The organism is Micromonospora sp. DT48 (assembly GCF_049844495.1).
GTDB lineage: Bacteria > Actinomycetota > Actinomycetes > Mycobacteriales > Micromonosporaceae > Micromonospora.
Map to the genome: position 1 here is coordinate 41,300 of NZ_JBNCLE010000022.1, position 26,347 is coordinate 67,646.

The following is a 26,347-nucleotide window of genomic DNA, read 5'->3' on the forward strand; positions in this document are numbered from 1 at the left end:
TGGTCCCGGCCCACCATCCGGGTCCAGCAGATCGGCCCCCTGTTGGAAGAGGAAGCGGCGCGCAGCGGCCGTGGAGCTCAGCCTTCGGCGGAAGCCGCCGGCCCACAAACGCCGGTGAGCACCTCCCCGGCCCCGTCGGCGGTCACCGAGCCGTCGCCCCCGGGACAACCGGTCAGCGCCCCGCCCGTCAGCGCGCCACCCACCAGCGCGCCACCCACCAGCGCGCCACCGACCAGCACCGCGTGGAGCCACACCGAACCGACGAGCGTGCTACCCACACCGGGCCACCCCACCGGCACCGCATGGAGCCACACCCAACCCACCAGCGCCCCGCCGGTCAGCGCACCACCGACCAGCACCGCATGGAGCCACACCCAACCAACCAGCGCACCGCCGGTCAGCGCGCCACCGGCCAGCGCGCCACCGGCCAGCGCGCCACCGGCCAGCGCGCCACCGGCCAGCGCGCCACCGGCCAGCGCGCCGCCCGCGCTGGCCAGTCCGACGGCGGGTCCGTACGAACTGACCGCGCCGTTGCCTCAACCCGGCCCGACCAGCGCCCCGTCCGGGTACGCGCCGACCAGCGGCACCGGCTACGCGCCGCCGACCAGTGGAGCACCCACCGGTGGACCGGCGGGCTACCTGCCGCCCGGTGGATCCCACCCGGCACCCGCCCCGTACGGCCCGGTCGGCGGCACCAACCCGCCCGGCCCGGTCGGCGGTGCCCACCCGTCCGGCCCACACCCGCAGCTCGGCGGTGCCAGCCCGTCCAGCCCGCACGGTCAGGTCAGCGGTCCGTCCGGGTCGGTCAGCGGTGCCGGAGCGTACGGTCCGGGGGGCGACCAGCAGGATGGCCCACGGCCGCAGGATCCGGGTCATGGTTTCCAGCCGCAGGGTTCACCGGGATACTCACAGCTTGGCGGCCACGGCGCTGCCCCGCCCTATCCCGGGTCTGCCACGCCCCCGGCCTGGGGGCAGCCCGGTTCCCAGCCTCCGGGGGTCGGCTCGCCGTACCGGGAGCCGTCGTCGGGCCGTAACCGGGTGGCGATCGTGGTGGCGGTGGTGGCGGTCCTGGTGGCCCTGGCCGCGGTGATCGGGGTGGGTCTGTTGGTCCTGGACCGACGGACCGCGCAGCCTCCCGCGCCACCGGCCACCCCGTCGGCGTCGCCGGACTCGGTCGGCCCGCCGCCGGGGAACCTGACGATGCGCGACGACACCACGACGATCACGTTGACCTGGACGGATCCGTCGGACGGGCTGGTGCCGTTCATGGTGGCCGGTGGGCGGACCGGGCAGTCGCTCGGCATGATGGCCACGGTGGATCCGGGGCGGACCAGCTACACGGTCAACGGATTGAGCACCCGGGTGAACTACTGCTTCGCGGTGCTCGCCGTCTACGACACCGATCAGTTCGCCACGTCCGACCAGGTGTGCACCTCTCGGGAGACCGACCCGAACGACTGAGGCTCCCGGTCGGACAGACGTGGCGGGACACGCCGACGACACGCCACGCTGGGTGTCCACAGCCGGACGGTGCGGGTTCCCGAGGTCAACGGGGTGCCCATATGATGGCTCCCGGCTCAGGGGAGGGGTCGCCGTACGGGGGCGCCACCTGCCGAGATGACACGGGAGGCTGCCGGCTGTGGCGAGCATCGACGAGGCCGTTCCGACCCGCACCCCGCGATCCCGATCCCGGGTACGCGGTGGTCTCGTCACCGTGGGCACGGTGGTGGCGCTGCTGGCGGCGATGGGTTTGACCGTGCTCGGTCTCGGTTCGGCGGACAACGCGGTGGCCAGCTTCGACGCGAGTTCCTGGTTGTGGAGCGCGGCGCGTAGTGAGTTGGCGCGGGTCAACGGGGTCACCGCCCGGGTGGACACCCGGATGGAGGTGCCGGCGGCGCGGCAGCATCCGATGCAGGTAACGCAGACGGACCGGTTGCTGGTGCTGCGGGATCTGAACACGGGTCAGATCAGCGCGTTGGATCTGGCCACGTTGCAGATCACCGCGACCACACCGACCACTCCCGGTCTCGGGGTGAGTGTGGCGTTGCACGAGGACGCGGCGTTCGTGGTGGACGCGGTCCAGGGTGTGGTGCGGCAGCTGAACCCGCAGACGTTGGCCCCGGTGGGCGAGCCGGTGCGCTACCCGCCGGGGATCACGGGTGGCACGTTCGACGGCGCGGGCCGGTTGTGGATCGCGGTGCCGGCGGAGGGCACGGTGTCGGCGATCACCCCGGCGGTGCTGCCCTCGGGCGGCGCGGACACGCCGGTGGGTTCGCCCCGGGTCGAGTCGTACGACGTGGCGGAGGCGAGCCACGAGCTGGTGGTCTCCACGTTGGATGACGGTGTGGCGGTGTTGGACCGCACGGCCGGGGCGTTGGTGACGGTCGTCGACGGTAAGACTCGACGCACGGCGCTGACCTCGACGTTGACCGGGCCCGGCATCCTGCCGGTGCGTACCAGCGGGCCGGTGGTGCCGGTGACGGTGCCCGGGCAGCGGCAGGTGCACGCGATCGCGGACTCCGGCGAGGTGCGGTCGTTCACCGTGCCGGGCGATGGTGACCGGCTGGGTCCGGCGGTGGCCTGGGCAGGGCGGTTCTACTGTGCGGACGAGGCGGCGGGCGCGGTGTACGCGTTCGACGCGACGGGCCGGCTGACCGACACGATCCGGGGCAGGTGGAACGGCCCGCTGGAGTTGGAGGTGCGGGAGAACTACCTGTTCATCAACGCGCCGGACGCGGCGACCGCGCGGGTGGTCGATGATTCGCACCTGGTGCGGGAGGTCGACAAGTACGCCAACGACGTGCTGGGTGGTGATCCGCCGCCGGAGCCCGCGCCGCCGCCACCTCCGCCGCCGAAGAAGCCTCAGGTGAGCAAGCCGGGTGCGCCGCGCAACGTGACGGCGGCGGCCGGTGACGCGCAGGCCCGGGTGAGTTGGCGGCCTGCGGCGGCCAACGGCGCCGAGATCATCCGGTACGTGGTGGAGGGTGCCGGGCAGCGGTTGGAGGTCGGGGCGAACCAGCGGTCGGTGGATGTCAAGGAGCTGACCAACGGTGAGACGTACCGGTTCACGGTGCACGCGGTGAACGCGAAGGGTGCGGGGCCGTCCCGGACGAGTAATCCGGTGACGCCGACCGCTGACGTGCCGGACTCGCCGACCGAGGTGACCGCCGAGGCGCGGGCGGACGGCACGGTGGTGGTGAGCTGGCCGGAGGCGAACGGGCAGGGCAACACGATCGCCCGGTACGCGGTGTCGGCCACGTCGGCGGGCACGAACGCCCCGGTCGGTGAGGCGACCGGCACCGAGTTGGTGGTCAAGGCCGGTGAGCTGGAGTACGGCACGCAGTACGCGTTCACGGTGGTCTCGGTCAACGACAAGGGCGCGGCGTCGGAGGCGTCGCCGGTGAGCAACACGGTGGTGCCGTTCACGGTGCCCGGTGAGCCGTTGGAGTTGCGGGCGAGCACGGTGGCCGACAAGCCGGGAACGGTGGCGGTGCAGTGGGCTGCCGCGGTGGCCAACGGTCGACCGGTGACCGGTTATGTGCTGGAGGTGGGTGGCCGGCGCAGCGAGGTCACCGACACCCGGGCGACTGTGGGCGGGCTGGGTGACGGGCAGAACGTCACGGTGCGGGTCCGGGCGGTCAACGAGGCCGGTGAGGGTGCGGAGGCGACGACGACGGCGCGTACGGTGGCGGTGCCTCGGGTGACGGTGACCGGGTCGTCGGCGACCGCGACGGCGGCGACGGTGACGTTCACCGTGGACGCCGGTGGTGGCCAGGCCACCTGCACGTTGTCCCGTTCGGGTCAGCAGGCCAAGAGCGGCCCGTGTTCGAGCATCACGATGAGCGGGTTGACGCCGGGCACCAGCTACACGTTCACGGTGACGGCGACCAACGCCGCCGGCAGCGGCACCGCCACCAGGGCGCAGCAGACCGACGCCCTGTACGGCATCGCCACCTGCAACAACGGTAGTTCGGGTGCCGAGGCCACCTACTGCGACCGGGACCGGGACGGCCGCAACGGCAACGAGATCTTCTCGGTGACCCGGCAGGACAACGACCGGCAGGTCGGCTGGGCGAAGCCGGGCACCCGGTTGAAGGCGTACTGCAAGCAGCGGGGCGAAGAGGTGTACGCGTACATCTACAACAATGACAAGCGCAGCACCTGGTGGGTGCAGGTCGAGTACAGCGGACGCAACTACATCCCCTGGGCCTGGCTCAACCTGGAGGGCGGGGACGACATCAACGTCCTACCCACCTGCTGATCGACCCAGCCGAGGAGCACCACCGTGAACAGCCAGGAACCGCTCACCCAGCAGGAGGTGCAGGGCTTCGCCGCCCTGGCCGCCCGGCTGGCCGAGAACGTCAACACGGTGGTGCTCGGCAAACCGCAGGTGGTGCGGCTGGCTTTGACCGCGTTGTTCGCCCAGGGGCACGTGCTGCTGGAGGACGTGCCCGGGGTGGGTAAGACCACCCTGGCGCGGGCGCTCGCGGCGACGGTGAAGGGGCAGTGGCGGCGCATCCAGTTCACGCCGGACCTGCTGCCCTCCGACGTGTCCGGGGTGACCATCTTCAACCAGGCCACCCGTGGCTTCGAGTTCCACCCCGGTCCGGTGTTCGCCAACATCGTCATCGCCGACGAGATCAACCGAGCGTCGCCCAAGACGCAGTCGGCGCTGCTGGAGGTGATGGAGGAGCGGACGGTCACCGTCGACGGGGTGCGTCATCCGGTGCCGCAGCCGTTCCTCGTGGTGGCCACGCAGAACCCGGTGGAGATGGACGGCACGTACCGGCTGCCGGAGGCGCAGCTGGACCGGTTCCTGGTGAAGTTGTCGGTGGGGTACCCGGACGAGTCGGTGGAGGTGGAGGTGCTGCGCGGGGCGACGGTCCGCTCCCCCGAGGCGCTCGCGGCGATAACCGACACCGCCACCGTCGGTGAGATGGTCCGGATGGCCCGGCGGGTACACATCGCCGAGCCGTTGTACGCGTACGCGGTGCGGCTGGCGGCGGCCACGCGAACCCATCCGCAGGTCCGGGTGGGTGTCAGTCCTCGTGGGGTGATCGCGTTGACCCGGGCGGCGTGCGCGTACGCGTTGATCGACGGCCGGGGTTGGATCATGCCGGAGGATCTGAAGGCGCTCACCGAGCCGGTCTTCGCGCACCGGTTGCTGCTCACGCCGGATGCTCAGGTGCGCGGGGTGACCGCCGCCGACGTGCTGCGGCAGGCGGTCGCGTCGGTGCCGGTGCCGCTGCCGTCGGGGCAGCCGGCCCCGGCGCACCGCTGATCGGCGGGGTCGGGCGTGGGGATCACCGCCCGGGGCATCGGTCTGCTCGGCGCGGCTGTGCTGCTGCTGGGGGTCGGTTTCCGGTTCGGGTACCCGGAGTTGACGCTGCTCGGCGCGGCGGCCGGTACCGCCGTGGCGGTCGCCCTGGTCGCTGCGGCCCGGCGGCCTCGGCTGCTGGTGTCGCGGCAGGCCGATCCGGATCGGGTGGCGCGGGGCGAGCCGGCGGCGATGACGTTGACCGTGCACAACGCGGGTCGGGTGCGGGCGGTGAGCATGGTGGCCACCGACCGGTGCGGCGACCTGCCGGTGCCGGTGCCGGTGTTGCGGTTGCGGGCGGGCGCGGACACCACGGTCAGTTACGCCGTGCCGACGAGCCGGCGTGGGGTGGTGCCGGTCGGGCCGTTGCGGGTGACCCGCCGCGATCCGCTCGGTCTGGTGGTGCTGGCCCGCTCGTACGGCGGGGTCGTGCCGGTGTGGGTGCACCCGCGGATCCATCCGCTGCGGGCGGTGCCGACCGGCGCGGGCCGCAGTCTCGACGGGCGGGTCGACGCGGTGCCGCACGGCTCGATCACCTTCGACTCGCTGCGGGAGTACGTCGTCGGTGACGAGCTGCGTCGGGTGCACTGGCGTACCAGCGCCCGGGTGGGTGAGCTGATGGTGCGGGAGAACGTGGACACCAGCCTGCCCCGGATCGTGGTGCTGGTGGACAACCGGGCCGTCGCGCATCCGGACCGCGTCCGTGGGGTGGCGGAGTCCTTCGAGTCGGCGTGTGAGGCGGCGGCGTCGGTGGTCACCGCGGCGGTTCGGGAGGACCTGCCGGTGGTGTTGCTGTTCGTGGCGGCCGAGGAGGCCGGCGCAGGTGGTGCGGCATCGGGTGCCGACGGGGCGGATGAGCCCGACGGGTCGGGTACCGGTCCGACCGGGCCGTTGGACCGGTTGGCGGCGGTGACGCTGACCGGCGAGGGCACATTGGAGGCTGCGGCGGCGCGGTTGCGCCGTGACCGGCTCGGTGACACCCTCGTCGTCCTCACCGGGCCGGGTGCGGCCGAGGATCTGGGGCATCTCGGCGCGCTGCGTCGCGCGTACCCGTCGGTGGTGGTCGGGATCTTCGGGGCGGCGCAGCCGACGCCGCCGGACGCGGCGGGCCTGGTCGTCATCGACGCGGCCGACGGGGCGGCGTTCGCCGCCGAATGGGACGGGGTACGCCGGTGGTGAGGCTGCTGCGGGCGACCGTGGTGCCGGTGACGCTGGTCGTGATGATCGCGCTGGCCGGTGTGGTGCTCGGTCGGGTGTACGCGGGGTCGCTGCTGACCATGCTGGTGGCGGGCGCGGCGGTCGGGTCGGTGGCGGTCAGTGTGGTGACCCGTCGGTTGCCGTCCTGGCTGGTGGCGCCGGTGTCGGTGCTGGCCATGTTCGGGTGGACGGTGGTGAGCCTGCGGGTGGCTGCCACGCAGGCGCAGGTGCCCGGCGGGTTCGTCGAGGTGGCCGGTGACGCCGCCCGCAACGCCATCCCCCGGCTGCTGACCGCGATGATCCCGGTGGAGCCGACGCCGGACACGATCCTGTTGCCGGTGGTCGCCGCCTGGCTGGCCGGGTTGGCCGCTTCGGAGGTGGCGCTGCGGGCCGGGCGGGTGTTGCTGGGTTACCTGCCGCCGGTGCTGCTCCACGTCGGCGCGGTGTACGTGGTCGGACCGAACGCCGAGCCGGCGATCGGTGCGACGGTGGCGCTGGTGGTGGCGGCGGCGCTCGGGTTGGCGGTGCCGTCGCGGGCAGCGGGCGACGATCCGGTCGACGGGCTCGATCCGACGGCGCGTTCCGGGGTACGCGCCCGGCTGGCGGTCGCCTCGGCCGCCGGTACGGCCGTGGTGGTGGCGTCGGCGGCGCTGCTCGGCCCGGCGGTGGCCGCCCTGGTGGATTCCCGGCCGGTGGATCCGCGCCGTTACGTGGAGCCGCCGCAGGTGGAGACGCTGGACGAGAATCCGCTGATCCGGATCTCCGGTTGGGCGCTGAACCCGGAGCAGCAACTGTTCCAGGTGGCGACCGAGCGCCCCGATGCCCCTGACTCGACGGCCCCGGCCGACGGGCCGCCGGATTCGGCGGCGGGCGGCGGTGGGGTGCGGATCCGCCTGGCGGTGCTCAGCGACTACGACGGGGTCACCTGGCGGGTGGGCGCGACCTACCGCAACGCGGGCCGGATCCTGCCCGCCACCGAACCGGCCCCGTACGCCACTGTCGAGACCGTCCGGCAGGAGATCACCGTCGGTGACCTCAGTGGGCGGTTGCTGCCCGCGGTCCCCACCCCGCGTGAGGTCAGCGGTGCCCGGGTCGCCTACGACCCGGGCACCGGCACCCTGATCCGTCCCGACGGTCTCGTCCCGGGTTTGCGCTACACGGTGACCTCGGCTCGGGAGCGTCCGGACGTCAACCTGCTGGCCACCGCCAGCACCCCGGCCGGTGACGCGGTGGCCCGGGTGCTGCACGTCCCGGACGGCGCGCCCGAACAGTTGCGGCGGCTCGCCACGCAGTTGGCTGAGGAGAACGGCGCCCCGTACGCGAGGGCGGCGGCGATCGAGCAGTGGCTGGCGGAGCACTACCGGCTGGTCGCCGACGCGCCGAGTGGCCACGCCTACCCGAACCTGGCGTTCTTCCTGTTCGGCCCGCGTAACGGTGGTGGCCAACGTGGCACGTCCGAGCAGTTCGCGGCGTCGTTCGCGGTGCTGGGTCGGCTCGCCGGGCTGCCGACCCGGGTGGTGGTCGGGTTCGCCGCTGCCGAGTCGGGTCCGGTGCGGGCCGCCGACGCGTACGCCTGGCCGGAGGTGCTTTTCGACGGCCTCGGCTGGGTGGCGTTCGACCCGTTGCCCCGACCGGACGACGAACCGCGACCGGTGGAGGAGGATTTCCGTCCCAAGCCGGAGGATCCGCCGCCGTCGGAGCAGCCGGAGCCCACCCTGGAGCCGACCGCCTCGCCACCGGCACCGGCCGCTGCCGGTGATGCGGCGGACTCCGGAGGCGTACCGGTGCCGGTGCTGGCCGGTGGTGCCGCTGGTGGCCTGCTGCTCCTGGTCGGGGCGGCGCTGGTGGTCCTCGCCGGGCTACGTCGGGCTCGGACCCGGGCCCGGCTGCACCGGGGTGATCCCGCGCAGCGCATCGCCGGTGCCTGGCGGGAGCTGACCGACGCGCTGCGGCTGGCCGGCCGACCAGTAGCCGCCGACCTGTCCGCCAGCGAGGTCGCCACGGTGGCCCACCACGCTTTGACCGAAGCGTTCGACCGGAGCACCACCACCGCCGAGGCTGGCGGTGGCGGTGACGGGCCGGTGGCGGCGCACCGGGCGGTCGACGACCTGGCCCGGTTGATCAACCAGGTCGGCTTCGCACCGGGGGCGGCCACCGTGGAGCAGGCCGGGGCAGCCGCCGAGGCGGCCACCACCTACAGCGGGGCGCTACGTGCCGCCCGCTCCCGCTGGCGGCGGGTCCTCTGGTCCGTGCACCCGGGCCCCCTGCGCTGGCCCCACTGACGCTAGGCGGTGGTCAGGCGGCGGATGAGTTTGCGGAGGCCGGACTGCCAGCCGTCGGGGTCCTCGGCACGGCGGCGGGCGTAGTCGGCGACCTCGGGGTGCGGCAGGATCAGGAACCGTTCCTCCGCCATCCCGGCCACCGCCGCCGCAGCCACGTCGTCGGGGCTCAGCACGGTGCCGGAGGCCGCGATGACCCGGGCGCCCAGGTGCCCGGCGGCCAGCCCGTCGGCCAGCATCGGGGTGTCGACGCCTTGCGGGCACAGCGCGCTGACCCGGATCCCCCGGTCGCGGTAGGTGACCGACAGCCATTCGGCGAAGCCCACCGCGGCGTGTTTGGTGGTCGTGTAGGCGGCGTCCCCGACGGCGGTCAGCACGCCCGCCGCCGAGCAGGTGTGCAGCAGGTAGCCACTGCCCCGGTCGAGCATCGCCGGTAGCACCGCGCGGGCGGCGTAGACGTGGGCGAGCACGTTGACCCGCCAGGCCCGGTCCCAACCGGCGTCGTCGACCTCCACTCCCCCGCCGGTGGTCACCCCGGCGTTGGCGCAGAACACGTCGATCCGGCCGTGGCGGCGTTCGGTGTCGGCGACCAGGTCGCGTACCTGTTTTTCGTCGGTGACGTCGACCGCGACCCCACGGGCCGACGGGCCCACCTCTGCGGCGACCGCCTCGGCGGCGGCGCCGTCCAGGTCGGCCAGGATCACCGCCGCCGCCCCCTCGGCGACGAACCGTCGGGCCAGCGCCGCGCCGATGCCTCCGGCCCCGCCGGTGATCACCGCTACCCGGTCGGTGAGGTTCACGCCGCCTCCTTCGCGTCCAGCCCGAGCCGGGCGATCAGCGTGGCCAGGGCCACCGGGTCGGCGGCGGTGAGCTCCGGGGTCGGCAGCAGCGCCAGGATGGGCACGTCCACCCCGGCGTCGGCGTAGCGCCTCGCCTGGTCGCGGCACTGCTCGGGCGAGCCGTGCAGGATCAGCGCGTCGACCACCTCGTCCGGGATCGCGGCCAGGGCACCGCGCCGGTCCCCGGCCGCCCACGCCGACCACATGTCGGCCAGGGCCTCCTGCCGACCGAGCCAGCGGTGGAACTCCGCGTACGCGGGCACGGTCAGATAGCTGGTGATCATCCGTCGGCCGAGGGCGCGGGCGTACGCGGCGTCCTCGGTGGGGCAGACGAAGATCCGGGCGGACACCTCGAACTGCTCGTGCCGCTGCCCCAGCTCGGCCATCGCCCGGGGTACGTCGGTGGCGGCGAGCCAGTTGAGGATGACTCCGTCGGCCTCGGCGGCGGCCAGCCGCAGCATGCCGGGCCGCAACGCGGCCAGCACCAGCGACGGCGGCACCGCCGGGGGGCGTTCCAGGGTGAACCGGCGTACGGCGAAGGTGTCGAAGGCGCCGTCGACGGTCTCTCCGCGCAGCGCCGACCGCAGGAAGCGCAGCACGTCACGGGTGCGCTTGAACGGTTCGGTGAACTCGACGGCGTTCCAGTCGGAGACCACCACCGGCGACGACGCGCCGATGCCGAGGGCGAACCGGCCGGGGGCGATGTCGGCGAGCGCGGCGGCGCTCATCGCCAGCAGACCGGGTCCTCGGGTGAAGGCCGGTGTGATCGCGGTTCCCAGCCGCAGTCCGGGCTGCCAGGCAGCGGCCAGCGTCAGCGGGGTGAACGCGTCGTACCCGTTGACCTCGGAGGACCACACGTCGGTGTAACCGGCGTCGGCGAGGGCCGCGTACACCGCGGCGTGGTCAGCGAGCGGGATTCCGCTCAACGGCACCGTCATTGCCCATCGCGTCGTCATCGGTCGATGGTGCCCGCCGTCGACGTCGTCGGGCAAGGTCACGGCACGGTCGTCGGGAAAGATCACTGGCTCTCGTCGGGGCCGGTCACGGCGGCGGCAGCGGGGCCGTCACCAGCGCTAACCTTCCAGGCGTGACGTTCTCGCTCGTGGCCCGCTCCGACGACGGTCGGCTGCACGGTGTCGTCGTGGCCAGCCGTTTCCTGGCCGCCGGTGCCCTGGTGCCGGCGGCGGCGGCCGACGTCGGCGCGCTCGCCACCCAGGCGCACGTGAACCTGGCCTACCGACCGCAGGGGCTGGCGTTGCTGCGGACCGGTGTCTCCGCCGCCGGGGTGGTCGCCAGCCTGGTCGCCGCCGACCCGGAGCGCGATCACCGGCAGCTCGGTGTGGTGGCCGCCACCGGGCCGGGTGCCACCTGGACCGGGGAGCACTGCCGGGGTTGGGCCGGTGGGCAGGCCGGTGACGGCTGGGCGGCGCAGGGGAACATCCTCACCGGTCCGGAGGTCGTCGACGCGTTGCGTGACGCCTGGCTGGCCGGCACCGACCTAGGGTTCCCGCAGCGGCTGCTCGCGGCGTTGCGGGCCGGTGAGGCGGCCGGCGGTGACCGGCGCGGCCGGCAGAGCGCCGGGCTGCTGGTGGTGCGCCGAGGCGGCGGGTACGGCGGCACCGGTGACGTCATGATCGACCTGCGGGTCGACGACCACCCCGACCCGATCACCGAACTCGACCGGCTGCTCTCGGTGCACACCCTGCTGTTCAGCCGACCCGACCCGGCCACCCTGCTGGAGCTGACCGGCGCGTTGGCCGCCGAGGTCGCCGGCCTGTTGACCGCGCTCGGTCATCCGGCCGACCCGGCGGAGCCCGAGGACGCGTTGGTCGACTGGGCCGGGCTGGAGAACCTGGAGGAGCGGCTGGCGCCCGGCCGGATCGACCCGGTGGTCCTGGCCCGGCTGCGGTCCGCCGCCCCGCACGTGCCGGCACCCCGCACCGCCGTCTGACTCGGGGACCGGGTCGCTGCGGGTGGCGTCAGCCGCTGAAGGAGAGCAGGCGGATGCCGGCGGCGTCGAGGGCGTCCTGCTCGGCTCGGCTGCGTGGGCTGCGGCCGGTGGCCTTGCGGATCAGGGTCAGTCGGTCCCAGTGGAGGTCCGCCGGGAGTGCCTGCCCGCCGGTGAGCAGGTCGGCGATCAACCGGGCGGCGGCCGGGGTCAACCATGGTGGCCGCTCCAGCGCTTCGGCCAGGTCCAGGCCGTGCACCCCGACCTCCACCACCCGGGTACGCAGGAACTCCGTCACCGTCATCGCGTCACCGTGCCGGGTGCGGACCACCCGGTCGGCGGGGTGGGCGTCGACCGCGCTGAGGGTGGCCCGCCAGGCCCGGTCGAAGTCAGCGTCGAGCACCGTGCCGGGCCGGGTGGGCGGCGCGGCGTCGCGGTGTCGGGCGGCCTCGGACTGGGCGGACTCGATCCGGTCGGCGTCCACCTGCCGGGTGAACTTCGCCGCGCCGAAGTAGCCGGCGGCGTCGACCTGGGCGGGGCCGGGCGGCGTGTCGCCGAGCATGTCGGCCAGCCGGGCGACTCCGGTGCGGATGTGGGCCAGCAGGTCGGCCGCCGTCCACGGCGTGCAGCGGGTCGGACGGTCCAGGTCCGCCCGGTCGAGGGTACGCAGCACCGTGCCGAGCCGGTCGCACTCGTCGTGGAACGCCGCCCGTACGGCGATCAGTTGGTTCATCCCTTGTAGCGGGGGACGAGACGGTGCACGGCGGTGAGGACCAGCGCCATCACCACCGCCATGGTGCCGGCGATGCCGGCGGCGCTGCCCGCGTACCCGACGAACAGCGGTCGGCGGGACAGGTCCGTCACCGGGGTGGACCGCACCCCCATCAACCACCACAGGGCCAGGGCACAGCCGACGACGGCCAGCAGCCCGACCACGCCCAGCAGCAGGGCGGTGAGCCGGTGCGCGTCGCCGGGGGCGACCTCCGCCCGTTCCCGTTGGGTGATCAGCAGCAGCAGACCGGCCAGCGCCGCCCAGATGCCGACCACCAGAAACGCGGCGACCGCGTCACTGGGCCGGTGCCAGCCCGCCGACAGGGTCGCCACTCCGGCGGCGGCGGCGTACCCGGCGCCGATCACGGCGGCCACCGCCCGTGCCTTCGGCGGCAGCACCAGTACCAGGGCCACCGCCACCGAACCGGCGACGGTGGTGTGCCCGCTGGGCAGGCTGTTTCCGACGTACGCCCGCTCCAGGTCGATGCCGTAGTCGGGGCGACCCAACCCGTACTTGAGCAGTTGGGTGGTGACGTTGGCGCCTGCGATCAGCAGGGTCGCCGCCACGGCCAGGGCGACCCGACCTCGGATCAGCGCGATGAACCCGATCGTCACGGTGGCTGCCAGCAGGGACACCACCGACATGGCGTTGAGGAGCCGGTCGACCGGTTCCTCGATGTGGTCGCGGCCGATCCGGTTGCCGGTGAGGGCGACCGTGTCGATCCACTGGCCGACCTCCGTGTGGAGGGCGAATCGCCAGACGGCGAGGAAACCCGCCATCTGGATCAGGGCCAGCACGACCAGCCAGACCGCAGTACCACCCCGGGGCGTCACGCGCACTCGCACAACTTAGCGGCACCCGCCGGGCATCCGAGCGGTGGCCTGCCCGTGGCGTGGCGATAGGTTGGCCGCAGGTGAAGGAGGATCTGGTGACCGGTACGTCGGAGCGGGAGGTGACCGCCCTCGGGCGCTCCGAGTCGTTGGCCGACCTGCTCGGCGGGCGTCGGGGTGCCGTGGACGCCTCCGTGCCGCCGGTCGCGTTCACGGCGGGCTGGCTGGTCGCCGACCGGTCGGTGCCGGTCGCGGTGGTGGCGGCCCTGGTGGCCGGGGCGGTGGTGGCCGGTTGGCGGCTGCGTCGCGGTGACCGACCCCGGTCGGTGCTGGTCGGAATGCTCGCGGTCTGCGTGGCCGCGTTGGTGGTGGTACGCACCGGGCGGGCCGAGGACTTCTTCCTCGTGCAACTGCTGGCCAATGCGGCCAGCGCGTTGGGGTACGCGGTGAGCATCGTGGTGCGGTGGCCGCTGCTCGGGGTGGTCGTCGGCACGGCGCTTCGACAGCGTGGGCGCTGGCGACGTGACCCGGCGTTGCTGCGGGCGTACGGCCGGGCCAGTTGGGTGTGGGCGGGGATCTACCTGCTGCGGGTGGCGGTGTTCCTGCCGCTGTATCTCGGCGGTCATGTGCTCGCCCTGGCCGGGGCCCGGGTGGGGCTGAGCTGGCCGCTGGTCGCGGCGGCGCTGGCGGTCAGTTGGGCGGTGCTGCGGCGGTCGTTGCCGGCCGGGCATCCGGGGCTGCGTCACCCGGTGTCGCAGGTCGCACCGGCCGGGCCGACGCCGGATCGGGACGATCCACGGCCGGGACAATAAGGGAGAGGCCGCCACGGGGGGAGCGGCCTCTCCGGTGATGTACGTTACTCCGTCCCGGGCCGGGTTGTGATCCCGGGGCGGTCACTTTTTTTCGCGATGTGCGCGCCGTGCCCGGCGAGTCGGGGGTGGTGGGGTGGGCCGACCGCTCCGCTGCGTCGGCCAGAGGGCCGACCCACCCCGGCCTGACCGTGGGTGTCAGGCCGTCAACCGGACCTGCCTCTACCCCCGAGGCCCGACCGGTGCCTCCGGGTGGGACAGTGCCCACCCGGAGGAGTTCGTTCAGCCGTTGGGGAACAACTTCCCGTAGTCGGCGTAGGCCATGGCGACGTCCGCCTGGGCCCAGAACCGGTGGTAACGGAACTCGGGCTCCGGCCCACCGTCGAGGTACGCCTGCACCTTCGGCCAGTCCGGGTCGTTCTTGTAGAACGACCGGATGTCGATGAAGCTCTTGCCGGGGGCGATGACGTCACCGTTGGGCATCTCACCGGTCCAGCCCTGCGGGATGTACAGGCCCTGCCCGGTGGAAGCGTCGTAGACGTCGTCGAAGCGCCGGTAGTCGCCACGCTTCTCCACCGTCGAGACACCCTGGGCGTCGCTGTGCTCGTGCAGCGCGTCCAGCAGACCCTTGGCGGTGGCCTTCGCCTCCTCGTCACCCGACTTCGCCGCGTAGGCGATCAGCGTGCGGGCGTAGGCGGCGGCGACGCCGACGTCCTGGCCCTGGACCGTCACCTCGACGTGCAGGTTGTTGTTCGGCTGCGGGTTCTCCGGGTCCCAGTTGTTGGGCTGGCCGGTCCACTTCAGGTCCGACGGGATGGACCAGTCCTCACCGAGCTCGGTGTGCTCGATGGCCCACGGCACCCACTTGTCCAGCAGCGCCTTGGCCTTGGCGTTGCCGGTGACGAGGTACAGCTCGGCGATGCGCTGCATCGACCAGGCCTGCATGCCGAACCACTGGTTCGACGGCGGGTCGTTGTAGACCGGGTCCTCGTCGTAGAACATGCCGTAGAAGGTGGCCGTGCCGGCCGGCGGCTGGCCGTAGTGGCCGCCCCAGCTGTTGGTCGCGCCACCGGCGATGCCACCCTCGGCCGACTGGAGCCAGGTGTAGAGCTCCAGCTGCCGGTTGAGGCTGTTGGTCCAGTCCGCCGCCGCGGTCGGCGAGCGCGGCTTGAGCTCGTCGACGTTGGTCAGCGCCCAGGCCGCGAACGGGTTCTGGTAGCCGAAGTGGCTGTGGCTGGAGCCGATCCGCCAAGACCAGTTCTGGCTGGTCTCGTACGCGCCACCCCAGGCGTAGTACCAGGAGAGCAGGTAGTGGGCGGACTCGCGGTTGCTACCCGCCGGGCAGGTGCTGGCCCCGACGCAGTTGCCGATCCGCTTGAAGTACTTGTCGAACAGGGCGTACCGCAGGTAGTCACCCATCTTCGCGGCCTTGGCCACGGTGGCCGCCACGTCGGCTTCCTTGTTCTGCTCCTTGGCCCAGGTCAGCGCCCAGTACGCGGCCTGCACGGCGCGCGCGTCGGCGTCGGGAGCGTTGGTGTACTTCCACTGCTTCGCCGGGGTGCCGGACTCCTTGATGAACAGGTCGAGGTAGCCGTACTGGCCACCGTGGGCGAAGGTGTCGCAGGACGGCTGCGGCACGGTCTCCCACACCGACTCCTGGGTGCCCCGCTGGAAGGTGTTGATGTACGCGGGGCGGGTGGTGCCGTCACCGCAGCGGCCGTAGCCGTAGACGTTGTCGACGTCCAGCAGCCAGTGCATGCCGTAGATGGAACCGGTGTTGTAGGTCGACCGGAGCTCCGACCGCAGCGGGTCCTGGCCGACCGGCACGCTCTCGTCCAGCTGGGACGGGTACTGGCTGGGCAGGTCGTGCTCGGCGGCGTAGGTGGCGTCACCGGCGGAGCCGGCGGTCGGCTGGTCGGCGTCGGACGGGATGATGTACTTCTCCATCACGTTCCACGCGTTGTTGAACGGGGCCCAGTTCTGGGTCACCCGGCCGTAGTAGGCCTCCAGCCACAGCCAGAAGCTGAACGCCTCGGACGTGGTCTCGTGGCCGTGGTCGGGCGCCTCGACGATGAGCGTCTCGATGGAGTGGTACGGCACGCCCTCGGGGCTGAAGTAGCCCGCGTTCTTGATTTTGTTGTACTGGGTGAGGAAGCGCTGCACGTACTCGTCGTCACCGCCGGGCACATCGTTGTCGATCTCGGTGACGGTGACCGTCGCCGGGGTGTGGCCGGTGGCCGAGGCGGTGATGGTGGCGGTGCCGCCGACGGTGTCGGAGTCCTCCGCCGCGTTGACGGTCACCTCGACGCCGGTGTTCCAGTTCGACGTGGTCAGCGTCGCCGAGGTCGGCGAGACTGTGATGTCGGTGTCGCCGGTGCGGGCCAGGGTCACCGCGACGTTCGAGGTGGGCGCCTGGCTCAGCGTGAGCGTGAACGTCGCGCTGTCGCCCTCGGGGACGGACAACGCGGCCGGCGTGGCGACCAGTGCCGGCGCGGTGCTGCCGGCGACGGTGAACGACCGCTCGGCGACCGCCGACAGACCGCTGTTGTCGAACGCGCGGGCCTGCACGGTGTAGTCACCGGCCGGCAGGCTCTCCAGGGTGTACGCGTACGGCGCGGTGGTGTCGGTGTTGACCAGCAGGCCGTTGCGGTAGAACTCGACCCGGTCGATGGTGCCGTCGGGGTCGCTGGCGGTGGCCGTCAGCGGCACGGTCGCCGGGGCCGTGAACGGGCCGGCGGGCACCGACAGGCTGACCGTCGGGGGCTGCTGCGCCGCGCCACCGCAGGTGACGCCGTTGACCGAGAACGAGCTCGGCTTCGCGTTGGTGCCGGAGTAGGAGCCGTTGAAGCCGATGCTGGTGCTGCCGCCAGCGGGGATGCTGCCGTTCCACGACTCGTTGACGGCGGTGACCTCGTTGCCGCTCTGGCTCCACCGGGCCGACCAGCCCTGGGTGACCCGCTGGTCGCCGGGGAAGGCGAACTTCAGGGTCCAGCCGTTGATCGCGTCACCGGTGTTGCGGATGGTGACGTTGGCGGTGAAGCCGTTGCTCCAGTCGTTCGTCGTATAGTCCACGTCGCAGGCCGGTGCGGCCTGTGCGGCGGCGGCAGGGACGGTCGCCCCACCGAGCGCCAGCGCCGCGGCGGCGAGCCACGCCAGGCGCCGACGTCTAGCCAGGTTTCTCATCTGCGCGGTGTCTCCTCGGACCAGGCCGGTGGCGGTGGCGCCCCGGCGGTGACGCCTTGGACAACGTGTCCGACTAAGGCGTCAGTGGACGGTGGTCGCTGCGGCCCGGGTGGGCCGACACACGGCGGGGATGCCGTCCTGGACGGCTACTTCCCGCTGCTGGCAGGGACGCCGTACCGGACGAGCCGGAAGCCCTCGGCGACCCGCGCTCACGCGTACCTTGGCTCCGCGCGGTCGATCGACAGTGTGCCATGGAAGCGCTCCCAATGCCAGCACGGGGACTTCCGGAAACACCGACTTGTTTCGATCTCATTTTGGGGGTTTCACAAAGCCGTGACGGGCGTTACAGTCGCAGCAACGTCGATGGGAGCGCTTCCATCGACAGAGTTCCACCCGGAATATCACCCGGTGCTGTGCCCACGGCTCCGGGGAACAGACCACAGGCCGACGGCGGGCCAGCCCGGACACCGCCGTCAGCCGTAACCCACCACAGTGGAGGGAGGTGGATCCTCAGCCACTCGCGTGGCCCGGCTCCCGCGCGACACGCACAACTGGGACGCCAAATCCGACGTGCGTGTACCGCAACACGGTGGGGACGGGGGTTGCCCTCCCCCGTCCCCACACTAAACCCCCGTTCACGATGGGAAAAGAGGCCGACGGGTCAGACGCGCACCACCCGCGCGCCCCCGCACGGCAGTCGACCGCCCGCCGACCGCCATCCGCGACGCCCCGCCGACCGCCCGGGCGCGCACCGCCGGTCCGCCTGCGGTACTCGGCGCACCCGGTTTCGTTCGCACCAGCTGCCCGACCGGGACAGCGCCCTTTCCACCCACTCCCACTCCGCCCCCCGACGCCGTCCGCCGCTACCCCTCGCGACGACTCGGTCACAGCGGAACCGCCTACCCTCTACCCTTGATTGGGAGCGCTCCCGGGCTCAGGCGGTCATCCCTTCCATGAGGAGAACCCATGTCGATACTCACCAGGCGGCACCTGCTGCGCCGTGCGGCGCTCTCGGCCACCGCCGCCACCCCGGTCAGTGCTGTCCTCGGCGTCAGCGCCGCGGCCACCACGGCCACCGGACTCGCGGCCTGCCAGCCCGGCGACTCGGCCGCTGACCCGGCCACCGCGACGAGCCCGGACATCCGACGGTCCTTCCCGCCCGACTTCGGTTGGGGCGCCGCGACCTCCGCGTACCAGATCGAGGGCGCGGCCAAGGAGGACGGCCGGGGCGAATCGATCTGGGACTCGTTCAGCCGTACCCCCGGACGCACCCGCAACGGCGACACCGGCGACGTGGCCGCCGACCACTACCAACGCTATGCCGAAGACCTCGATCTGATGCGCGACCTGGGGCTGCGCAGCTACCGGTTCTCCATCTCCTGGCCGCGCATCCAGCCCGACGGAACCGGCGCCGCCAACCAACGCGGCCTCGACTTCTATCGCCGTCTCGTCGACGGCCTGCACGAACGCGGGATCGCCCCGATGGCCACGCTGTTCCACTGGGACCTGCCGCAGAGCCTCCAGGACACCGGCGGCTGGGAGTCCCGCGACGTCGCCTACCGGTTCGCCGACTACGCCGCCATCGTCTTCGACGCCCTCGGCGAGCGCGTGCCGGTCTGGCTGACCATCAACGAGCCGAAGACCGTGGTGCAGAACGGCTACCTCTCCGGTCACCACGCTCCCGGCCGGCAGGACCCCGACGCGGCGTACCTGGTCGCCCACCACCTCCAGCTCGCCCACGGCCTCGCCGTGGGCGCCCTGCGTGCCACCGGCAGCAACAGTCGCATCGGCCCCGCCTTCAACCTGCACCCCTGCTACCCCGCCGACGACTCCACCGAGGCCGCCGAGGCCACCCGCCTCTACGACGGTTACGAGAACCGGCTCTACCTCGACTCCGCGCTGACCGGCAGCTACCCGGAGGACGTCCTGGCCGACCTCGGGCCGAACAGTCGCATGGTCCGCGGCATCCGCGACGGCGACCTGGAGATCATCTCCAGCCCGATCGACCTGCTCGCCGTGCAGTACTACACCCCGATCTACGTCACCGCCTCCGGCGGCATGGCGCGCCGCTGGCCCACCTCCGAGGCGCAGTGGCAGCAGATCTACCCGGACGGCATGTACGACATCCTGACCCGGGTCACCCGCGACTACGGGCAGATCCCGCTCACCGTCACCGAGAACGGTCTACCCACCCCCGACGTGCTCAGCGCCGAAGGCACCGTGGAGGACCACGGGCGGATCACTTTCCTGCGAGACCACCTGGCCGCCGCCCACCAGGCCATCGCCGATGGCGTGCCGCTGGAGAGCTTCCACGTCTGGTCCCTGCTCGACAACTTCGAGTGGGCCGAGGGCTACGAGCAGCGGTGGGGGTTGATCTACGTCGACTACCCCACCCAGCGTCGGGTGTTCAAGCGCAGCGCCCACTGGTACCGCCAGGTCATCGCGGACAACGCGATCTGACCGACACCTCGGCGGCGGCCCCGAACCGGGCCGCCGCCGAGGCACGTACGATCCCCGAATGCGTGCGGTGACCCGGGCGGCTCAGCGGGGCAGCGCCTGCTGCAACTCGGCGCGCAGGGCAGGGGTCAGCATCTCCCCCGCCTGCTTGGCCAGCCGGGCCATCTCGTAGCCCACCACACCGATGTCGGCGTCCGCCGCCGCCAGGGTCGCCAGGATCGAGCCGTCTCGTACCTGCATAACCAGGAAGTAGCCGCGCCCCATCTCGACCACGGTCTGCTTGACCACGTCCCCGTCGAACATCTGGGCGGCACCGGCGGTGATGCTCATCAGCCCCGAGGTCACCGCGGCGAGCTTGTCGGCGTGATCCCGGGGCAGATGGTCGGATATCGCGACCAGCAGCCCGTCGGAGGAGACCACCACCGCGTGCGCCACCCCGGGCACCCGCTCCGCGAACGCGCTGACCAGCCAGCTCAGGTCCCGAGCCTCCTGCGACAACGTGGTCACTTCCGTCCTCCTTCGCTCCACGCCCCGAACGGTGGCACGGGAAACTCGGTGGTCTCCTCGGCCTCGGCCCGCCGCACACCGCTGTACAACTTGGACAACATCCCGCCGACGGCTTCCGGATCCGGATCGTTACGGGCGGCCGGCTGCTGCCCCGGGCGGGCCGGCTGGGTCACCGCGCTGAGCTGCGCCATGGGCACCCGCATCGGCAGTCCCCGCTCGTTCGTCCCGGCGGTCACCGGCACGGCAGGTGGTGCCGGTGCCCCGGCACCTACCGCGGCCACCCCGGACGAGGGCCCCTCCCGCGACCACCAGCCGCCACCGCCGGTCACCGGGGCCGCCGGGGCGAGCACGTCCTCGGCGCGTACCGGCACCGGCTGGGCCTGGCGGGGCACGGTGGTGGGGCGTCGCCCGGCCACCGGCAGGTCCGCCGGCCCCGGATTGGCCGGAGCGATCGACCGAGGCGCCACGGCGGGCAGTCCCCGTGGCGACGGCTCGGGGTCCAGGCTCGGCGGCGGTGCCGGGGCGAGCAGCGGATGGGGCAGCCGCACCCGGGCCACCAGGCCACCGACGCCACCGTGCAACCGCACCTCGATGCCGTGCCGCGCGGCGAGGTGGCTGACCACGAACAGACCCATCCGCTCGACCGCCGCCACGTCCGCGGCCGGCGGTTCGGCCAGCACCGCGTTCGCCTCGGCCAGCGCCGTCGGGCTCATGCCGAGGCCCTGGTCGGCGATCTCGATCACCGCTCCGGCCCCCTCCGCCCGGGCCATCACCTGCACGACGGTGTCCGGCCGGGAGAAGGTGGTCGCGTTCTCCAGCAGCTCGGCCAGCAGGTGCACCAGCTCACCCACCGCGTGCCCGACCACGTGCAGGTCCGCCACCGCCTCGTGCCGCACCCGCTGGTACTGCTCGATCTCGGCACTGGCCGCCAGCAGCACCGCGCTCAACCCGATCGGCCGGTTCCACCGGCGGGTCGACTCCGTACCCGCCAGCACCAGCAGGCTCTCGTCGTTACGGCGCATCCGGGCGGCCAGGTGATCCAGCTTGAACAGGTTCTCCAGCTGCTCGGGGTCGCCTTCCTCGCGTTCCAGGTCGTCGAGCAGCTCCAACTGCCGCTCCACCAGGACCTGGCTCCGTCGAGCGAGGTTGACGAACATGGCGTTGACGTTGCGGCGCATGTTCGCCTGCTCGACCGCCACCCCGACCGCGCTGCGGTGCACCGCGACGAACGCCTCGGCCAGCTCACCGACTTCGTCGAGGGAACGCACCACCGCCGGCGCGACCTCGATCTGTGGCACGCCCCCGGAGACCGACCGCAGCCGGGCCAACGCCTCGGGCAGCTCGATCTGCGCGATCCGCAGCGCCTGCGAACGCAGCAACCGGATCGACCGGGCCAGCGACCGACCGATCAGCACCGAGATCAGCACCGCCGTCAACAGGACCGTGATGATGACGCCGACGACCAGCAGCGTCTCCCGCAGCTGGGCCTCGCTCGCCTCGTCCGCCTGGCGTGCCGAGCTCGCCAACAGCTCCGACTCGAAACGCTGCAACAGTTCGTGCCGGGTCTCGCTGGCGGTCCACCACTGTTCCGCGTCCAGCACCGCGAACGTACCCGGTGACAGCGCCTGCTCCTCCAGCCGGGCGGCTTCGGCGAACGCCGGATCGAGGCTCATCTCGTCGAAGCGGGCCGACTGCGCGTTCGTCGCGGCGATCCGGAACACGCCGAGGGCGGCCAGCTGTCGCGCCCGCAGCTCGGGCAGCTCGGTCTCGTCGCCGGTCTCGTAGCTGCCGACCCGGGCCGCCGAGTACAACTCCGCCCGCAGCCGCGAGGAGAGGTCCTTCGCTCGGGCGAACTGCACGTAACGCTGCACCGCGTCGGCCAGCTCCGGCCGGTCGGCGCCCGGCGTCGGGTGGGCGAGCAGGTTCAGCAGCGCGTCGATCGCGCGGTGGTAGCTGCCGATGATGGTCTCGTCGCTGAGCACCACCGTGCTCAGCGTGTCGCGGATGTATCCGACCTGTTCGTACGCCCGCGAGGCCACCACGTAGACGTCCCGCCAGACGCCATCCGCGTCGGCCAGCGGTTCGGCCGCCGCGCGTAGCTCCGCCGCCGCCTGGTCGGCGGCGTCGCGGTAGGGCTGCAACACGGCCAACCGCTTCTCGCTCGCCTCCTCGTCGACCGCGTCGCGCAGGGCGGGCAGCTCACCGGCGGTACGGTCGCGCTCGATCTGCAATCGGTGGGTCAGCGCGGCGATCTCCCGGCCGATGCCGACCTGGGTGGCGAAGTCACTCAGAGTGCTGGCCCGGGTGACCAGGCTCTGGGTCTGCACCCCCGCCAGGACCAGGAAGGCGACCGACGGGATGACCAGTACCGTGGCCAGCTTGGTGCGCATCCGCCAGTCCTGCAGGCGCAGGGGGGAGCGACGTCGGTGGGGTACCACTCGGACGTCGAACCGGCGACGGCGATGCTGCGACACCCCGTGCGTCTGCTCCGGTCCTACACCCACCCGCTCCTCCTCCCCCACGCGTCCGCCGCGGTCCGGGGAGCGCCGTCCATCCAACCAGGCCCGAGAGCAGTGTCAACGCTAGCCCTTAAGAATGGTTCAGGAAGGATACTGCTGGTCGCCAGCCTATGCCGAGGGTGCCGACTCTTGATCATCCGTCCGGCCGATGTCGGCCACCACCACAGCATCGGCGATCCGCCCCGTCGCCACCAGCGCCGCACCGGTGGCCCCGATCTCCGGGTGCCGCCCGAAGCCGACCGTCCGGGGCGCCAGCACCGCCGCGAACGCCTGCCGCCACCAGGTCGACGCGGCCATCGCACCGCCGCCGAGGACCACCTCCACCGGCCGACCCACCGTGGACTCCAGCACCACCAGGTCGCCGACGACCTGCTCACACACCCCGTACATGAGCCCGGCCAGCATCTCCACGGCGGTGGTGCCGAAGCCCAGCCCGCACAGCATCCCCAGCCCGGCCGGTTGGCGACTCGGCGGACGGTCACCGCCGAAGCGGATGTTGGCCGGCCGACCGCCGTCCGGCGGCAGCAGCGCCAACGCCTGCTCCAGCGCCTTGCCGGTCGGCAGCCGCAACTCCCGGTTGGCCCAGGCGAACAGGTTCCCACCGGAGGAGTACGCCGCCCCGGTCACCACATGGTCGTGGTCGACACGGTAGCGCCACAGCCGGTGCGGCAGTGCCGGCGACTCGGTGTGCGCCGGCATCCGCTGCAACAACCGCACCGCCGAGGAGGTGCCCACGGTCACCGCCGCCCGGCTGGGGTCCACACAGCCGGAGCCGACGTTGGAGGCCGCGCCGTCACCGATCGGCGGCGCCCACCGGACCCGGGCCAGGGCCGGCCACCGCCGGGCGTACTCGGCGCACAGCGCTCCGGACCAGTCGCGGGTGACCAGCTCGGGCAGGTCCGAGCCGTCGCTGCCGGCCAGGGCGCAGGCCTCCGGATCCCAGTCCAGGGTGTGCAGGTCCAGCAGGCCGGTGCCGGAAGCCTGGGAGATCGACATCGGCGCTTCGGTGAGCAGCCGACCGAGCACGTACTCGACCAGGCCGACGAAACGCGTCACCCGGGCGTCGGTACGCTCCCGCAACCAGGGCAACCGCATCGACCAGTAACAGCGGTGCCACCAGGTGCCGGTGCGCTGGTGGAAGGCTTCCGGGTCGGCCGGGCCGACCGCCGTGGGCGACGGCTCGGGTCGGGTGTCCAACCAGGTCAGGACCGGCCCGAGCGGCTCACCGTCGGTGTCCAACGGCACCACCGAGTGCCACTGGCCGCTGATCGCCACCAGCTCGACGCCGTCCAGGCAGCCCCGTTCGTGCAACTCGTCCAGACACTCGACCAGACAGGCCAGGTAGTGGCGGGCGTCGAGGGTGCCGGCGCCCTCGTCGTCGACGGTGAGCACCACGCGGCGACGCGCCAACGCCCCCGGCAGTGGTCGGGCGTCACCCAGCACGAGCCCACGCACCGACGAGGTGCCCAGGTCCAGCGCGAGAATCTTCATCGCGGGTCAACGTACCCGGCGATCGTGACGCCGGAACGTCACCGCGCACCGGGTCCGCCGATCGGCTTCCCCACCGACCGACCGACGCGTAGAGTGTTCGCATGCTCGCGCACGTGACCTTCTGGTGGCACGCCTACCCGGCGGCCCTCCCCCGCGCGTAGCTTCATCCCACGCGGCCGCCCGACGAGGCGGCCGCCGGTGAGTCCCGGTAACCGGGCCGCCACCGACGGCGGCGGCCCGGCCCGAGGAGACCGATGCACCAGCTGACCGACCTGCTCGACAGGCTCGCCGCCGACCTCGACCCTGGTCCGTTCGCCCTGTTACGACGCGACGGTGCCGACCATGTCGACCTGTTCACCGGCACCGTGACGACCGTCGACCGGCTCGCCGACATCCCACTGCCCGCCGACCCGGTCGGCCCGGCGACGCTGGCCCTGGTGCCGTACCGGCAGGTCGTCGAGCGGGGCTTCGCCTGCGTCGACGACGCGGTGCCCCTGGAGTGCCTGCGGATCGACGGTCGCCACCGGCTGCCGCTGACCGGGGTGCTCGACGCGCTGCCGAGCACCCCGGTACGCACCACCGACGCCGCCTTCGACATCAGCGACGACCAGTACGCCGACATCGTGGCCCGGGTGCTGGCCGACGAGATCGGTCACGGCGAGGGCGCCAACTTCGTCATCCACCGCACCCTGCGCGCCCAGGTGCAGGGCGTCCCGCTGACCGCCGCGCTGGCCGCGCTGCGCTCGCTGCTGGTGCGCGAGCGTGGGGCGTACTGGACGTTCGTGGTGCACACCGGCACCCGCACCCTGGTCGGCGCCAGCCCGGAACGGCACGTCAGCGTCGATGACGGCCTGGTGATGATGAACCCGATCAGCGGCACCTTCCGGCACACCGGTGCCGCCGCCGACCGGGCCGCGCTGCTGCGCTTCCTCGCCGACACCAAGGAGACCGAGGAGCTGTACATGGTCCTCGACGAGGAGTTGAAGATGATGGCCACCGTCGCCGAGCGGGGTGGGCAGGTGGTCGGGCCGTACCTGAAGGAGATGTCGCACCTGGCGCACACCGAGTACCTGCTGGCCGGGCGGGGCTCGAAGGACGTCCGCGAGGTGCTGCGGGAGACGATGTTCGCGCCGACGGTGACCGGCAGCCCGATGGAGAACGCCTGCCGGGTGATCGCCCGGTACGAAGGCGTCGGGCGGCGCTACTACTCCGGGATGTTGGCTCTGCTCGGCCACGACGAGGCGGGACGGCAGACCCTCGACGCACCCATCCTGATCCGTACCGCCGAGATCTCCCCCGCCGGTGAGCTGCGGGTGCCGGTCGGCGCGACCCTGGTGCGGCACTCCACCCCCGCCGCCGAGGTCGCGGAGACCCACGCCAAGGCCGCCGGGGTGTTGGCCGCCCTCGGCCTCGGCCCGCAGGCACCGGCCGGGCCGGACCCGGCCCCACGGCTGGCCGACGATCCGCAGGTGCGGGCCGCCCTCGCCGCCCGCAACGCCCCACTGGCCCGGTTCTGGCTGGACCAACGACCGCCGGACGCCCTGGTCGTGCCCGCGCTGGCCGGGCGTCGGGCGCTCATCGTCGACGGGGAGGACACCTTCACCGGGATGCTGGCCCACCAGCTCGGCGCGCTCGGGCTGGCGGTGACCGTCCGGCCGTGGCAGGCCGAGGAGCCGATCCGGGCGTACGACCTGGTGGTGGTGGGCCCGGGGCCGGGTGACCCGACCGGCGGCACGGAGAAGATGGCCCGGCTGCGGGCCCTGCTCACGGAGTTGCTCGACACCGGGCATCCGACGCTCGCCGTCTGTCTCGGCCACCAACTCCTCGCCGGTCTGCTCGGGCTGCCCGTGCACCGCCGGGACGCGCCGTACCAGGGGTTGCAACGCACGGTCAGCCTGTTCGGCACGCCCCGCCGGGTCGGCTTCTACGCCACCTTCACCGCCCGTGCCACCGCCGACCGCCACGACAGCCGGTACGGGCCGGTGGAGGTGGCCCGCGACGCCACCGACGGCTCGGTGCACGCGCTGCGCGGGCGCACCTTCGCCGGAGTGCAGTTCCATCCCGAGTCGGTACTCAGCCCCGACGGGGTGGCGGTCCTCGCCGACCTGGTGCCCGAACTGCTGCCCGCACCGGCCGGTGAGTTGTCCCCGGCGGCACCGGCATAGCCGGGCCGATCGGGGGTAGCGCTGTGAACGGCCG

At 72.7% G+C, this 26,347-nt stretch carries 18 protein-coding genes; 9 read left to right on the forward strand and 9 right to left on the reverse strand.

What is annotated here, in order from left to right; genetic code table 11:
- Positions 1-77: 77 nt before the first annotated feature.
- Complete coding sequence (locus ACLQ2S_RS23185) at positions 78-278, reverse strand: hypothetical protein (protein ID WP_425702882.1); 201 nt, start codon at positions 276-278, stop codon at positions 78-80.
- Here ACLQ2S_RS23185 and ACLQ2S_RS23190 point away from each other — a divergent pair.
- The 5 genes from ACLQ2S_RS23190 (at position 268) to ACLQ2S_RS23210 (ending at position 8,796) form a co-directional block, all read left to right on the forward strand.
- Complete coding sequence (locus ACLQ2S_RS23190; RefSeq protein WP_425702884.1) at positions 268-1,461, forward strand: hypothetical protein; 1,194 nt, start codon at positions 268-270, stop codon at positions 1,459-1,461. The genes ACLQ2S_RS23185 and ACLQ2S_RS23190 overlap by 11 nt on opposite strands.
- Before the next feature lie 187 nt (positions 1,462-1,648).
- Positions 1,649-4,261 carry a fibronectin type III domain-containing protein gene (locus ACLQ2S_RS23195; protein ID WP_425702876.1) on the forward strand — a complete coding sequence of 871 codons (2,613 nt, stop codon included), beginning with the start codon at positions 1,649-1,651 and terminating at the stop codon, positions 4,259-4,261.
- A gap of 24 nt (positions 4,262-4,285) precedes the next feature.
- On the forward strand, positions 4,286-5,281 hold the full coding sequence (locus ACLQ2S_RS23200) for an AAA family ATPase (RefSeq protein WP_425702838.1): 996 nt from the start codon (positions 4,286-4,288) through the stop codon (positions 5,279-5,281).
- Between the two features lie 15 nt (positions 5,282-5,296).
- Positions 5,297-6,496: a DUF58 domain-containing protein gene (locus ACLQ2S_RS23205; RefSeq protein WP_425702840.1), complete on the forward strand. Its 1,200-nt coding sequence runs from the start codon at positions 5,297-5,299 to the stop codon at positions 6,494-6,496.
- Positions 6,472-8,796 carry a transglutaminaseTgpA domain-containing protein gene (locus ACLQ2S_RS23210; RefSeq protein ID WP_425702842.1) on the forward strand — a complete coding sequence of 775 codons (2,325 nt, stop codon included), beginning with the start codon at positions 6,472-6,474 and terminating at the stop codon, positions 8,794-8,796. Before ACLQ2S_RS23205 ends, ACLQ2S_RS23210 begins: the two co-directional genes overlap by 25 nt.
- Positions 8,797-8,798: 2 nt before the next feature.
- Here ACLQ2S_RS23210 and ACLQ2S_RS23215 read toward each other — a convergent pair whose 3' ends face one another.
- Both ACLQ2S_RS23215 and ACLQ2S_RS23220 read right to left on the reverse strand, forming a co-directional pair.
- Entirely contained in the window at positions 8,799-9,593 is a 795-nt protein-coding gene (locus ACLQ2S_RS23215) for an SDR family oxidoreductase (RefSeq protein WP_309223289.1), read from the reverse strand.
- The gene (locus ACLQ2S_RS23220; protein ID WP_155218573.1) at positions 9,590-10,570 is read right to left on the reverse strand and encodes an LLM class F420-dependent oxidoreductase; all 981 of its coding nucleotides are present in this window, start codon (positions 10,568-10,570) and stop codon (positions 9,590-9,592) included. The genes ACLQ2S_RS23215 and ACLQ2S_RS23220 overlap by 4 nt, the downstream gene beginning before the upstream one ends.
- A 149-nt stretch (positions 10,571-10,719) precedes the next feature.
- Here ACLQ2S_RS23220 and ACLQ2S_RS23225 point away from each other — a divergent pair, with 149 nt between their 5' ends.
- On the forward strand, positions 10,720-11,583 hold the full coding sequence (locus ACLQ2S_RS23225) for a DUF1028 domain-containing protein (protein WP_425702845.1): 864 nt from the start codon (positions 10,720-10,722) through the stop codon (positions 11,581-11,583).
- Positions 11,584-11,611: 28 nt separating this feature from the next.
- On the opposite strand, the gene ACLQ2S_RS23230 is transcribed toward ACLQ2S_RS23225, so the two are convergent.
- Entirely contained in the window at positions 11,612-12,313 is a 702-nt protein-coding gene (locus ACLQ2S_RS23230; RefSeq protein ID WP_155218264.1) for a maleylpyruvate isomerase N-terminal domain-containing protein, read from the reverse strand.
- A complete protein-coding gene (locus ACLQ2S_RS23235; RefSeq protein ID WP_425702847.1) occupies positions 12,310-13,197 on the reverse strand; it encodes a phosphatase PAP2 family protein in 888 nt (295 codons plus the stop codon). The genes ACLQ2S_RS23230 and ACLQ2S_RS23235 overlap by 4 nt, the downstream gene beginning before the upstream one ends.
- A gap of 83 nt (positions 13,198-13,280) precedes the next feature.
- Between ACLQ2S_RS23235 and ACLQ2S_RS23240 the strand changes: the two genes are divergently transcribed.
- The gene (locus tag ACLQ2S_RS23240; protein ID WP_309223292.1) at positions 13,281-13,994 is read left to right on the forward strand and encodes a DUF3159 domain-containing protein; all 714 of its coding nucleotides are present in this window, start codon (positions 13,281-13,283) and stop codon (positions 13,992-13,994) included.
- A 279-nt stretch (positions 13,995-14,273) separates the two neighbouring features.
- Here the strand turns inward: ACLQ2S_RS23240 and ACLQ2S_RS23245 are convergent, their stop codons facing one another.
- Positions 14,274-17,165 (reverse strand): glycoside hydrolase family 48 protein, encoded by a 2,892-nt coding sequence (locus ACLQ2S_RS23245; RefSeq protein WP_196222536.1) that lies wholly within the window; start codon positions 17,163-17,165, stop codon positions 14,274-14,276.
- Between the two features lie 975 nt (positions 17,166-18,140).
- Here ACLQ2S_RS23245 and ACLQ2S_RS23250 point away from each other — a divergent pair.
- The gene (locus tag ACLQ2S_RS23250) at positions 18,141-19,634 is read left to right on the forward strand and encodes a GH1 family beta-glucosidase (protein WP_230462608.1); all 1,494 of its coding nucleotides are present in this window, start codon (positions 18,141-18,143) and stop codon (positions 19,632-19,634) included.
- A gap of 81 nt (positions 19,635-19,715) precedes the next feature.
- On the opposite strand, the gene ACLQ2S_RS23255 is transcribed toward ACLQ2S_RS23250, so the two are convergent.
- The 3 genes from ACLQ2S_RS23255 to ACLQ2S_RS23265 form a co-directional block, all read right to left on the reverse strand.
- Entirely contained in the window at positions 19,716-20,138 is a 423-nt protein-coding gene (locus ACLQ2S_RS23255; protein ID WP_093408063.1) for a roadblock/LC7 domain-containing protein, read from the reverse strand.
- A complete protein-coding gene (locus tag ACLQ2S_RS23260; RefSeq protein ID WP_425702850.1) occupies positions 20,135-22,528 on the reverse strand; it encodes a nitrate- and nitrite sensing domain-containing protein in 2,394 nt (797 codons plus the stop codon). The genes ACLQ2S_RS23255 and ACLQ2S_RS23260 overlap by 4 nt, the downstream gene beginning before the upstream one ends.
- Before the next feature lie 237 nt (positions 22,529-22,765).
- Positions 22,766-24,148, reverse strand: coding sequence for an FGGY family carbohydrate kinase (locus ACLQ2S_RS23265; RefSeq protein WP_425702852.1), 1,383 nt, complete (start codon positions 24,146-24,148; stop codon positions 22,766-22,768).
- Positions 24,149-24,402: 254 nt separating this feature from the next.
- Here ACLQ2S_RS23265 and ACLQ2S_RS23270 point away from each other — a divergent pair, with 254 nt between their 5' ends.
- Entirely contained in the window at positions 24,403-26,313 is a 1,911-nt protein-coding gene (locus ACLQ2S_RS23270; RefSeq protein ID WP_155218270.1) for an anthranilate synthase family protein, read from the forward strand.
- Positions 26,314-26,347 lie beyond the last annotated feature (34 nt).

Coding starts and splice junctions, on each gene's coding strand:
- ACLQ2S_RS23210 (WP_425702842.1), top strand. CDS start 6,472: ATGGGACGGGGTACGCCGGTGGTGAGGCTGCTGCGGGCGACCGTGGTG.
- ACLQ2S_RS23220 (WP_155218573.1), bottom strand. CDS start 10,570: ATGACGGTGCCGTTGAGCGGAATCCCGCTCGCTGACCACGCCGCGGTG.
- ACLQ2S_RS23230 (WP_155218264.1), bottom strand. CDS start 12,313: ATGAACCAACTGATCGCCGTACGGGCGGCGTTCCACGACGAGTGCGAC.
- ACLQ2S_RS23250 (WP_230462608.1), top strand. CDS start 18,141: ATGTCGATACTCACCAGGCGGCACCTGCTGCGCCGTGCGGCGCTCTCG.
- ACLQ2S_RS23260 (WP_425702850.1), bottom strand. CDS start 22,528: ATGCGCACCAAGCTGGCCACGGTACTGGTCATCCCGTCGGTCGCCTTC.
- ACLQ2S_RS23265 (WP_425702852.1), bottom strand. CDS start 24,148: ATGAAGATTCTCGCGCTGGACCTGGGCACCTCGTCGGTGCGTGGGCTC.
- ACLQ2S_RS23270 (WP_155218270.1), top strand. CDS start 24,403: ATGCACCAGCTGACCGACCTGCTCGACAGGCTCGCCGCCGACCTCGAC.